Annotated in this window: 8 protein-coding genes; 5 read left to right on the forward strand and 3 right to left on the reverse strand. The window is 65.5% G+C overall.

What is annotated here, in order from left to right; all coding sequences use genetic code 11:
* Positions 1–4463, forward strand: a 4463-nt coding sequence (locus AAGI46_11650; protein ID MEM1012859.1) for a hypothetical protein, incomplete at its 5' end; no start/stop codon positions are given.
* Here the strand turns inward: AAGI46_11650 and AAGI46_11655 are convergent.
* Positions 4438–5616 (reverse strand): glycosyltransferase, encoded by a 1179-nt coding sequence (locus AAGI46_11655; GenBank protein MEM1012860.1) that lies wholly within the window; start codon positions 5614–5616, stop codon positions 4438–4440. The genes AAGI46_11650 and AAGI46_11655 overlap by 26 nt on opposite strands.
* An 87-nt stretch (positions 5617–5703) precedes the next feature.
* Here AAGI46_11655 and AAGI46_11660 point away from each other — a divergent pair, with 87 nt between their 5' ends.
* A complete protein-coding gene (locus tag AAGI46_11660) occupies positions 5704–6696 on the forward strand; it encodes an NAD-dependent epimerase/dehydratase family protein (GenBank protein MEM1012861.1) in 993 nt (330 codons plus the stop codon).
* 13 nt (positions 6697–6709) lie between these two features.
* On the opposite strand, the gene AAGI46_11665 is transcribed toward AAGI46_11660, so the two are convergent.
* The gene (locus tag AAGI46_11665) at positions 6710–7735 is read right to left on the reverse strand and encodes an MlaD family protein (protein MEM1012862.1); all 1026 of its coding nucleotides are present in this window, start codon (positions 7733–7735) and stop codon (positions 6710–6712) included.
* A gap of 453 nt (positions 7736–8188) precedes the next feature.
* Between AAGI46_11665 and AAGI46_11670 the strand changes: the two genes are divergently transcribed.
* Together AAGI46_11670 and AAGI46_11675 are read left to right on the forward strand one after the other, a co-directional pair.
* Entirely contained in the window at positions 8189–8437 is a 249-nt protein-coding gene (locus AAGI46_11670; GenBank protein MEM1012863.1) for a hypothetical protein, read from the forward strand.
* Between the two features lie 22 nt (positions 8438–8459).
* Complete coding sequence (locus AAGI46_11675; GenBank protein ID MEM1012864.1) at positions 8460–9179, forward strand: tetratricopeptide repeat protein; 720 nt, start codon at positions 8460–8462, stop codon at positions 9177–9179.
* Between the two features lie 897 nt (positions 9180–10076).
* Here AAGI46_11675 and AAGI46_11680 read toward each other — a convergent pair.
* Positions 10077–10637: a type 1 glutamine amidotransferase domain-containing protein gene (locus AAGI46_11680; GenBank protein MEM1012865.1), complete on the reverse strand. Its 561-nt coding sequence runs from the start codon at positions 10635–10637 to the stop codon at positions 10077–10079.
* Between the two features lie 316 nt (positions 10638–10953).
* On the opposite strand from AAGI46_11680, the gene AAGI46_11685 reads away from it, so the two are divergent.
* Positions 10954–11535, forward strand: coding sequence for a PEP-CTERM sorting domain-containing protein (locus AAGI46_11685; GenBank protein ID MEM1012866.1), 582 nt, complete (start codon positions 10954–10956; stop codon positions 11533–11535).
* The last annotated feature ends 322 nt before the right edge of the window (positions 11536–11857 follow it).

The following is an 11857-nucleotide window of genomic DNA, read 5'->3' on the forward strand; positions in this document are numbered from 1 at the left end:
CCGCCCGGCGTGCCGGCCTGACGTCCATTGCCAGGCGGTTCCCGCTCACCGACGCAGCCGGCGAAGCTCAGATCGAGCTGATCGATCGCGACCTTGCCGCGGGCCGTGTCGGCAGTGCATATCGCTCGGCACGAGATGCAACGGTGCCGTCGTCGCGTTCCTCGCAGCTTCCAGAGTTGCTGCTGCGTCGCGTCGCAACGGCCGGTTTGCTCGGGCGGACGAGCGATGCCGAGTCTGCTTCTCAGCGACTTGCTGATGACTTCCCAAACGCGACCGGCACTGTTGCGGGCGAGGAGCAAAACCTCGCACAGGTCGCCCGAGACCTTCTGGACGGCCGCCTAGCGCCAAGAGACGTCGTCGCGATCGTGGACGGCTGGCCAACGTTTGCGGGTGATCCGACGCGGAATGTGCCCGCTGAGCTGTCGCCGGGGAAACTCAGCCCGCAGTTCGCCACGATGGTCGTCCCCGACGAAGCCTTCCCGGGTGGAATCCGCGGCATCGAGCAGCGGTTGGGCACGTGGCGCAAGACGGTGCAGATGGCCGGGATGTTCCCGGTGCTGGCGGATGGCGTGTTGTATTGGACGGACAACGTCACGCTGCGAGCGCTCGAACTCGCCAGCAGGCAAACACCCATCGCTTGGACGAAGACGCACCCGGCAACGCAGGACCGTCCGGCCGGCGTGCTCGTCGCCGACGTCTCGGCCCTTCCGACGCCCAGGGCAGCTGCGCTCGCCCCGGTGATTGATGGCAACCGCATCTTCGCCATCGTCGGGCGACGCGACTTCAACATGGACGCCGTGGGCGGTCGTTCGGGAACACGTGGGCCGTCGTTGATTTCAGCCGATCGGCGAGACGGACGCCTGCTCTGGCGGACGAACGTCTCCGACTTCGATCGCGACGACGTTGAAGCCGCGCTTGGGCTTGTGACCGAAGGCGTCCAGGACGCCCGCGCCGGGCAGGCCGACCTGGTCACGGGCTTCTTGCAGGGGCACTTCTTCGGAGCACCGGTCCATGTCGGGCAGACGCTGTGGATGCTCGTGCAAACCAGCCCACAGCGGCAGCAGGCTTTCTCTCAGTCCTTCGCGGCTGGAATCAACGCGGAGACGGGCGCGTTGGAACACATCATTTACCTGATGACCGTCGGCGAAGGGCGCCTTCGCCAGCAGGCCAGTCGCAGTGAACCAGAGCCTGACGTCTTGCCATCGGCCAATGACGGCGTTGTCTACATGCCGACCGGCCAAGGCTGCATTGCCGCGATCGAGTCGGATGAGGGCCGGTTGCTCTGGCTCAACTTGTACGAGCGGGCGTCGCTGGCCGAGCGGACGACCGACAGCCGATTGCGACGTCGCTTCCAAGCTGGCGGTGCGACGGTTCGGGAGTCACCGCCGTTTACCAAGTCGCTTCCGTTCCACGCGTCGACGCCGATCGTCGCGGATGGTCGGCTCTACTATCGGCCACCAGACGCCCGGTCGATCGTCATCTACGACGCCGCCGTCGGCGAGCTGGTCGCGGCGATCCCCGACACACCGCCGAGTCTGTCGGCCATTCGACCGGCAGGCCGGACCAACTTCGGCAGCGACAACGACGCGATTCGCACCGTTCTCCACGTCGACGGCGATCGGCTCTACGGCTTTGGCGGACGGACGATCTACAGCGTGCGACTCGGCGCAGCCATCGACGCGGTCACGAGCGGGACGTTTGCCCGAATGAGCGACGTGGACTGGGCATACTGGATCAGCCCATTCAGCCAGCCCGCCCACCGCGGCGGCAGCCGGAGCGAGTCGATCATGGGTCGACCGGCCGTGACCGACGCGCACCTGCTCGTTCCGCTGTGGGACGGGATTGCCCTGCTCGACAAGGAGACGGGGCGACGTCTCGATGGTCAGCTTGGTGGTCTGCGATCGTGGGAGAGCCTGCCGCCCGACAAGGCGGCCGCGACGGTGCCGGGTGGCAACCCGCCGCGTGCGTTCGACAACGAATCGCTCGTCGGCAACCTCATCGCCTCCGAAGATCGCGTCATCGTCGCGGGACAGCAGGCGATCGGCGTGTTCGCCGACAGTGACGCTGTCCGACGTCGCCTTCTGGCTGCGCTCGATGCCGACCCGACGGATCCCGAGCCGCTCGCGTCGTTGGCCAGGCTCGACTACCTCGAAGACAACCTCAGCGGCTTCCGACAGCGCCTTGACGAAGCGGCAGCACTCGCCGGTGGGAACGATCTCGCCTTCGAGACCGCACTCTCTGTCATCCCGACATCGAGCGGCCTCGCAACCGCGGCCGCACTCGACGCGGCCGAAGCGCTTGCGGACGAACCGGTCGAGCACGTCCGCGCTCGATTCGCGTTCCATGACGCCCGCGACGCGCCCGGCGGCGACGAAGCAAGGCTCGCTGCAGTTCGCGACGTACTCGAAAACCCCGATTGGCGAGCCCTTCCATTCGAGACCGGTTCGTTGCGGGGCTTCACCGCTGGCGACGTGGCCGCGTCGCGACTGGCGTCGATGCGTGGATCCGTCATGCCGACCCTCTTCGACGAGACGGACCGTCGAGCCCGCGAGGCCCTCGACTCGGCCGTTGGCGTGGAAGCGTTGGTCGAGGTGTCGGCGATGTACCCGACATCGCCCGCCGGCATCGAGGCGCTCCTTCAGGCAGCGCGAACGCTCGAAGAGTCAGGTGATGCGGTCGCTGCCGCGGGGATGGCCAGGCGTGTGCTGGAGGCGGCAGTGATGGGCCGCGACGCGCAGGCTGGCTTCGAGGCTCGGCTTCAGCTCGTCCAGCTCGATCTGCTGGACGGAACGAAGGAATCGCTCGCCGACGCGGCCAGTCGTCTGGAGTGGCTTGCGACGCAACGTCCGACGCGACAGGTCACGCTGCCGCTCGAACCCGACGGCAGCATGCGGCCGACCCTCGTCGAGCAGGCGGCGGCGGAGACGCGTCGTCGTGCGAGCGTGGCTGCACGCGACGCCGCTGCCGACGTCTCACTCCCAGCGGCGGCGACGTCGCTGCTGTTCGACCTCGACGGCGTTCGGTCGTTCGAGGGCTTGCTGACGCTCTTGCCAACCGTCCACAGTGCGGCATCGGGCGGTGTAGAGCTGGCTGTTTCTGGCAGCGAAGTGATCGCTGTCGGGCTCGACGATGGCTGGACGACGGACATCGGCATCGAGGCGACGGCCGCTCGATGGATCGATGGTGACGCGATCACCTTCGGACCGGCCGGGCTCGTGAGCGTCGACGGAGAGACCGGGGCGGTCCAGTGGAACTTGCACGAGCCCGCCGACGCGTCGGCCGTTTCTGGCGATGACGTCGTGCGATACCGCGACGGTCAGCTCACCAGTGTCACGCCCGATGGCACGCTGCGATGGTCCGTTGCAACGTCCGCACAAGACAATATCCGACTGCGTGCATCTCGCGATGTCGTGGTGGTCCAGAGTGATCGGCCAGAAGCTGACAACGGTTGGAGCCTTGCGATTCACGACGCAGCGACTGGGCGATTGCTTATGTCGCGCGCCGGGCCTTCGGGCGAAGTTGGGTCTGGCGAAGCCCGCAAGTTGATCGACGCCCTGCCGCTGCACGGCGGCCGGGTGGCAGTGGTGTACGACGACCGCATCGCCCTGCTCGATCCTGCGACCCAGACACCGCTTGCAGGCGGTGTGGACGTGATCATCGACGAAACGTTGACCCGTCTAGCCCGATTGGAGCAAGAGGCGCGTCGCAACGCTGCGGCGGCTGCCGGGCCGTTCGAGGCGGCAGCGCCGGGCGGCCGGTTCGACGTCTGGCTCGGAAGGCCGCAGTTCCCGCGCGTCGTCGAGGCTGGCGGGCGACTGCTCGTCATGGCCGACCTTCGCGCGGCGTCGAGGCGCGACGGCATCGCGATCGACCTCGCGACCGGCGACACGCTCACCGTCAACGATCCGGCGCGTGGCCAGCCAGTGCCGGTGCTGCTCCGTGGCGCTTCCGCCCAGACGCCCTTCGACCTTGACGACTTCCCGCCCGACGCCCGTGACCGAGCGCGCGCCGCCATGGCTAACGACGTCGCGGACGAGCGGCCCAAACACCCGGCAGGCGGATCGTTCCTCGTCGAAGGCCGACGCGTCTACACACTCGGCGAGCGAGGTGTCGAGGCGTACGACCTCGACGCACCCGGCGGCGACGTTGGCCCGCACTGGACTCGTCCCGACGACGTGTACGCCCGAGCGCTCGACCCAGCCACCGCCATCGGCGGCGTCTTGGGACGGGAGCACGCCTTCCTCATCGATCGAGCCGAAGGCACGACGACGTCACGGCTCGTCACCTTCTCGCGTCGACTCGTGCCAGAAAAGGGCTACGAGTCAGGCTTGCCACGCGGGACGATCGACCTCGCTGCCGAGCCGTTCAACCTTCGCGGCGACCTGACTGTTCGCCCAATTGCTGGCGGGTTGGTCCTCGGCGACGCGTTCGGACGCGTCATCGTTCTGCCGGCTGCCGAGTGAACTCCGCCAGCTGCTCGACGGCCTTCGACCACGAGTAGTCGGTGGCGATCCGCTGGCGACCACGCTCGCCCATCTCCGTGAGTTCGTCCCTCGATCGACGCAGCGCATTAGCGAGTGACTCGTCGACGGCACGCTGTGTCGGCTCGACGCACCAGCCAGCCTGTGCGTCGTTCAACCAACGCCACGGCGTGTTGGTGGTCGTCACGACCGGCACGCCGGCTGCAAGCGATTCGCCGACGACCACGCCGAAGTTTTCCCAGTCGGTCGGCAACACGAACAGCTCGATCGCAGCCAGAAAGTCGACTTTCGCGTCATGCACCTGCGGCCCGAGGATCGTCACCCGGCCGCCGAGCCCGAGTTGTTCGATCTCCCGTTCAAGCTCTGCCTGATGCCCGCGTTGGTCGTGCCCGGCGATGACGAGATGCCAGTCGTCGGACGACTGGTTCGCCCACGACCTGACGAGCTTGAGTAAGCCCTTCTTGCGATCGAAATAGCCCAGAAATCCGCAGAGTCTTCGGCCTGCTAGCTCAGGATGAGCGACACGCCACCGATCGGCATCTCCCCTCGGCAGTGGCCGAACGCCGGGCGGAACAACTGCTGCGGGCTGGTCGAGGCCGTAGTCGCGACAGAAACCAAGCTCCTGCTCGCACGTCACGTGCAGTCGATCCACTGCGGCGAGATTCGGCCGATCGAGGGTGTGGTAGAGCAGGCGTTTCTTGAATCGGTTGCGATTCAGCAGCCACGGATACAAACCGCCGTGCGTGGCGAGCATCAGTGGCCTGCCGTGTTTCTGTGCCGCACGACGGACTGGTGAGAGCGTCCACATCCGAAGGCCGCCGTGGGCATGAATGAGGTCCGACCTGGCGGCCAGTCGATCCAAGCGTGCGGCAAGGTCGGGGCTGTATCCCAGTGCCGGCAGAGGCGTCTTGGTCTCGGTTGCCACCTCGAGGTGGACGCCGTCGTGTTCGCGTAGCGACTGGGCGTCTGTGCCGAGGTGATCGCAGTCGAGCCCGACCACGGCGACGCGTTGGCCTGCCTCTGCCTGCGCGAGGGCGAGGTCGTTGACGAAATGCCAAACCCCGCCGCCACACCGGCCGAGGCGTGGCGTGACGTGCAGGACGTCGAAGTGGGTTTCGTCTTCGCCGGCGGGCACGTCGGTGGCACGCTACGGGCGGTTTCGATTGCGGACAGAGCGAGTCGGCTCGTTCCGTTGCGTCGGCGTGCCGCTCTAGTGTGGGCTGTGGCAGAGGCTCGTGTCGATTGGAATGCACTTCACGGCAGTGCGTTTGCAGGAAAACGATGCCTCGTCACCGGCGGACTCGGCTTCATCGGCGGGCATCTAACGGAGGCTCTTGCAGGACTGGGCGCAACGGTCGTAATCCTCGACAACGCAAGTGGCGGAAACCGCTGGCCATACTGCAGCGGCGACGTGTGCGTCCACGAGGATGACATTGTCGATCCCTACGCCTGCGAGATTGCGGCTGATCAGTGCGATGTCGCGTTTCATCTTGCGGCCAAGGTCAGCGTCCCTGCCAGCGTCAATGACCCAATCGCCTATCACACGGCCGATGCGAGCGGCACGCTCAATGTTCTAGATGCTTGCAAGCGGATGGGTGTATCGCGCGTCGTCTATTCCGCCAGCAGCAGCGCGTACGGCGACTCGCAGACCCTGCCGAAGGTTGAGTCGATGCCATCCATGCCCATGAGCCCCTACGCCGCTGCGAAGCTGGCGGGCGAGGGCTACTGCCGGGCGTACGCCGCGTGTTACGAGATCGACGTGGTCTCGCTTCGCTACTTCAACGTCTTCGGCCCACGTCAGAACGCCAACAGCGCCTACGCCGGGGTCATCGCCGCCTTTGCGCGGGACCTCGTCGCCGGCAAACGTCCGACCATCTTCGGCGACGGCTCGGCCAGTCGAGACTTCACGCACGTCGACAATGTCGTTCATGCCAACCTGCTCGCCGCGCGGCACGCGACACGGCTGGGCGGCGACGTGTTCAACGTCGGCACAGGCCAGCGTGTGACCGTGTCTGAGCTCGCTCGTAAAATGGCTTCGGTCCTGGACCGCGACGATCTGGAGCCGCGATTCCAACCGCCGCGCACCGGTGACGTGCCTCACTCGCAAGCCGGCCTCGACAAGCCGACGGCCGTCCTGGGCTACGAGCCGATCGTTTCGTTCGAGCGTGGCCTGAAAGAGACCGTCGCGTGGTATCGCGCACAGGCTGCTGCGTAAGCGACGACCGACGTCAAGGGAAGATGTCGACGCTCACGCCCTCTTCCTCGATTTGCTCGACGACGCGTCGCACGTCCTTGAGCAGCTCGCCCACGATGCGGAGGTCATCCTCCAGAATGCGGTAGATCGCCGAGTCGTTGAGGAGCAGGCCGAGCGTGCCGTCGGTGCCTTCGAGTCGGCCGACGACGCGTTCGCCAGAGGCCAGCAGACGGTCGGCCCGCGTGAGGCTGGTCAGGACGTTGCTCAAAATCGCGTCGACGTCGGACTGAGCCTCGTCGACGAGGATCTTCGTCGAAGTGGTGATCTCCCGCGCGTCAGACGACATTGCCTGAACGTCGTCCATGACGACGACGGCTCGCTCCTGCAGCTCGCCCATATCCCGGCCGAGGTCGCGGTACACCTCAGCGGCCTCGGCGGCGGCGTCGCTGGCTCGGCGGGCGCTGGCAAGGGTGCCGCGAAGGTCGTCGACCAGCTGCTCATCGCCCGCGACAGCGTTGATCGAGTCGGTCAGCTCGCCCAGCTTCTCGATCTGCTGGGCCAAAAGCGAAATGAGCTGACGTTCGCGGACGTCCTGCACGAGTGCGGACACCTCGCCTGCCAGGATTGGCACTTCGGGTGGCAACAGGCCGCCAAGTTCGGATCGACCTTCGATCGTCGCGACTTCGAAGAGCGTGCTTTCGGCGGTGTTGCCGATGAGTTCGAGGTCGAGCACCGCCCCGCCGCTGATCGGATTGATCGCACGAACGACGGCGATCACGTTTGCTGGAATCTGGTCATTGGTGACGGTGATGCCGATGTCGAAGCCGGTTCGGCTTTCGGAGAGCTGGATGCGGTCGACACGTCCGACGGTCTTGCCGCGGTAGACGACGCGTCCGCCTTCGCTCAGGCCGTCAACGCGTGGCAGTTCGAGCTGGATGGTGTGCCCGCCGCCCGCTGCAAATCCGCCGACGGTGCCGCCGAACTTGATGATCATCCAGCCCAGGGCGACCATGGCACCCAGGACGGTCAGAGCGACGATGAGGTTTCGTCCGGCGGACATGTTGCGACAGTAGCGGCGGCCAGCAAGATCGGGCCGTCGCCCGTGTTACCAGCGCTGTGGAATTCTGCCGATGGTCGGCTGCGCGTCGGTCACGTATGGTGCCGGCGGCGCAACCGCGGCGTCCAGGGCTTGGCACTTTGTGGCCGGACCGATGGATGCCCTTGATGGCGCCGGACCACCGACTCCGGGCATGCCCGCAGGCCATCGCTGGCCAAGACGGGACGGCCGGGGTGGGAGCTTTCAGAGGCCGATGAGTCATCTCGTCCGCCGACGAACGGGTTCGGGCCACCCCTGCTGCTCAAGGGTTCGTCCGCAACGCCTCGCCCGCGTCCGCCGGTTGCCGCCTTTTCAGACTTCCGTGGCGAGCGAGCTAGCTCGACACACGTCGCCCGCTACGACCAGTCGAACCGCGCCGAAAGCGAACTGCCCGCCGTGGACGGCGTAGCATGACGCGTGCTTCGAAAGCGGTACAACCACGTCGTCACCGCGACGTCGCTCGGCGGGCTTGCCTTGCTGCTTGGTGGGTGCTCTTCGGGCGTGAATCGTCTCGAAACGGGCTACCGCTATCAGTCGCTCAACGACACGGAGTTCGACCGCATGGCCTACTACGTCGATCCTTTCTCGACCGAAGCCCGCGTCGCCGAAGCCGCTGCCCGCTCGAACGATCAGGTCGGGCCGCAGACTCCCGGTGGTCGCCCTTGAGTTCTTTGAGACTGCTCGATCGATGACCACGCAGCGACTCGCTCCACTGCCGACCAAGCCAGCACCGGCGGTGCGCGGGAAGCCGCCGCTGGGCAAACAGGCGGATCGTCTCGTCAGTGTGGCCGGGCCGCTGCTTCGTCGAAACAAGTCGGCGGTGCTGGCCGACTGGCTTCGCAAGAACCTCAGCCCACGCGAGCTGTGCCTGTTTCTTGGACACGAGCGGTCAGACGTCCGTCAGGTCGCAGCGTTTTCGCTTGCCGCGGTCGGATGTCGGCGGTGCGTTGACCGTCTCGTGCCGCTGCTGCGTGACCAAGACGCAGGCGTGCGACAGATGGCCGAGCACGGGCTGTGTGGCATCTGGTGTCGCCTTGGCAGCCCAACCGGAAACGAGTGGCTACGACGCGGCTCGCACTGCCTCGGCCAGGGCGACATTCAAAAGGCAGTTCGCTGTTTCGATGCCGCGATCGCGGAGTCGCCAGCGTTTGCCGACGCGTACAACCAGCGCGGCCTGGCCCACTTCCTGCAGAATCGCCCCGACCTCGCGCTGCTCGACGGCGAGACGTGCCTGCGACTCGAGCCGAATCACTTCGTCGCCTGGGCCGCTGTCGGCCACGCCCACGCCTCGCTGGGTGACTCCGCTGCCGCTGCCGAGTGCTATCGCCACGCGCTGGACATTCACCCCGGCATGCACGCCGTCCAGGAAATGTTGCGCGAGGTCGAGGCAGCGGAAGACCGGTGCTGACCGAAGATCGACAAGCAGTCCTTCAAGCCGTGTCGCGCGTGCGGCGGCGGCTCATCGGCCAGCGTCTCGCATGCAGCGCAGTGGCGGCACTTGCGGTCGCCATTGCATTTTGGCCATGGACGGGCATCGTTGCCGCGAGCGTTGTTGCTTCGGTTGTGCTTCTGACCGTGACGCTGCCGCGTTGGCCTCGGCTTGTTGGCGTTGCAGATCGGCTGGACGAGTCCCTTCGGCTGCCACAGTCTCTCGGGACGGCGATTCGAGAACCCAGAACGCCCATTCTGTCGCTGCCAACGCCTGGCGACGTGAGTGCGAGACATCTCCCGACCACTGCGTGGCGCGTTCCTGCGGCGGCGAGTGCGGTTGCGGTGCTGTCGCTGGCCTTCTCTGAGATCTTGCCAGAGTCGCGGCGATCTGCGACCAACCAGGTTGCGATCGCTGAATCCGACGGCGTCGCCACGTTCCCGGATCGTTTGGTGGTCGGTTCGGATGAAGGTGACCCGGCACCTCCGCAGCCTCAAGCGTTCAGCTCCGATCGGCGTGACTTGCCCAGCGCCGAGACGACTCCCGGCACTGGCCCCGGAAACGAAACCGGTGATACCGATCCACCGATGGTCTCGGCGGTGACATCGGAACGTGGTCAGTCAACGTCAGCGGCCGACACGCGATCGCCGGATGTCATCGGAGATGGCACTGCCTCGGCAAACGGAAGCGGCATCGCTTCCGACGACATAGTGACGAACTCACAGTCACTCAATCCCGGCTCACCAGACGATCAACCTGCGGCCCAGACGCAGATCGAAGGAATCGTCAGCGATTTGCCGTCGCGCTATCACGAGGTCGCTCGCGCATACTTCAGCATGGACGACTAGCGGTCGATCGTTCCGGGGTTCAAGCGAATCACCTAACCCAGTCCGGGGCTTTGGGCGAGCCCTTGACGCTGTGAGCCTGCTCCCCGGCGAGCGTTGCGAGGATCGCCTTCATGAACGAGCCGAGATCGTCGGGGTGGCGGGCCGTGATGATGTGACCGTCGACTACGGTCTCTTCATCGACCCACTCGGCCCCGGCGTTGCGGCAGTCGTCGATGATGCTGAAAAAGCTCGTGCAACGTCGCCCGCGTAGCGCGTCGGCCGTGCAAAGCATCCATGGGCCGTGGCAGATGCCGGCCATCGGAATTCTCGCCTTCTGGGCATCTCGGACGAGGCGAACGAGGTGCTCGTCACGTCGCATGTGGTCGGGTGAAGATCCGCCGGGAATGACGATCAGGTCGAAATCGCCCGCTTGTGCATTCGCCGAGGCCAAGTCACCTTTCTGGACCGTCCCGTACTTGCCCTTGTAGTCCGAGTCGGTGTTCGGGGCGACGACCACCACCTCATGACCCGCCTCGGCCAGACGTAGCCGCGGGTAATGCAACTCGTTGTCCTCAAACGTTTTCTCGAGCAGGATTGAGACCTTTGCCATGACAGCCGGAGCCTACCGACTGCAGGTGTGAACGGGGAGGATCAAATTCGCAAGTGATTGCAAGCAAAAAATCCAGATTTTGCACGTTGGCGAAACGACGCCTGCCGAGAATACTCCAGTGGTCGGCAAACCGATCCCGGCAAACAACGCGAAAAGAGCCGAAAACGGCTCATTGACACAAAACGACCGAACCGCAAACCGAAAAGAAGGGCCCCTGAAAATGCGCAACTATTTGATAGCCGCGGCGAGCGCCGCAGCCATCGGGGTAGCAGCTCCAAATGCTGACGCCGCGGAACTGGAGATCCAGCTGACTGGCTTGGACGTCTTCCTTGGCTTCGACGGCAAGTTCAACATCCAGACCGCTCCGACCGCCGGCCCGCGTGATGACGTCGAGGCCGCGACGTTCTTCGTCGACGGCGTTGAGATCGCGACGGTCGTTGGAGACATCAGCGCCGGCATCGGCCTGCCAGGGTTCCTGATTCCTGTTGACGGCGGAACGACCACCAACCAGCAGGAGCAAGGCTACTTCAACCTCGACCTCGACACCACGATCGGTGGCGAGGGCTGGCTCAACCTCAACGTTGGCAGCTCCAACGCAGTGACTGCGTTCTACACCGGAAACGAGATCGGCATCAGCTTCATTGGTGAAGCAGACTTCCTTGCCGAGCAGGAGCCGCTGACCCGCGTGCCGAACTGGCCCGGCTTCAACGACTTCGATCTCATCACGTTCAGCTTCGTCTCGACGAACATCTCAGACGTCGAAGACAACGGGCACAGCCTCACGCAGTTCCGCGCCTCGGGTGCCGGAACCGTCAACGGCAACGCCATCCCGGAACCCGCGACCGCCGGGCTTCTCGCTGTCGCCGGACTCACCGCCCTTCGCCGCCGGCGGGCCTGAGTCTCAAGCAGCACACGTCGGCTTCGGCCGCGAATAGGCATCTCTCTCCTGTTGCAAGACGTCGACCTTCTCGGTCGGCGTCTTGCTTCTTTTCCGCAAGTCGGATTCTTTCGGACTCGTCTCCCAATCGCGTCGTCTACGAAAGTCAGCCGCCCGCGGCAGCGGGCGCTTCGTGGACCCAACACGCCCGCTGTCGCGGGCGGCTCACTGTTGACATCCCGAAGTCCGACTCCCTCTCATGTTCGAGGGATGCAATGCACGCCGTCACCAAGCGACGCGTCGCCCTGTCACCTAGTTGCCCGTGGCGGTCTCGGTGGCTTGC

It is taken from the genome of Planctomycetota bacterium, assembly GCA_038746835.1.
Taxonomy (GTDB): Bacteria; Planctomycetota; Phycisphaerae; order Tepidisphaerales; family Tepidisphaeraceae; genus JBCDKH01.

Bases quoted from the DNA above. Each gene is read 5' to 3' on its own strand.
- AAGI46_11665 (MEM1012862.1), bottom strand. From the start codon at position 7,735: ATGTCCGCCGGACGAAACCTCATCGTCGCTCTGACCGTCCTGGGTGCC.
- AAGI46_11675 (MEM1012864.1), top strand. From the start codon at position 8,460: ATGACCACGCAGCGACTCGCTCCACTGCCGACCAAGCCAGCACCGGCG.
- AAGI46_11680 (MEM1012865.1), bottom strand. From the start codon at position 10,637: ATGGCAAAGGTCTCAATCCTGCTCGAGAAAACGTTTGAGGACAACGAG.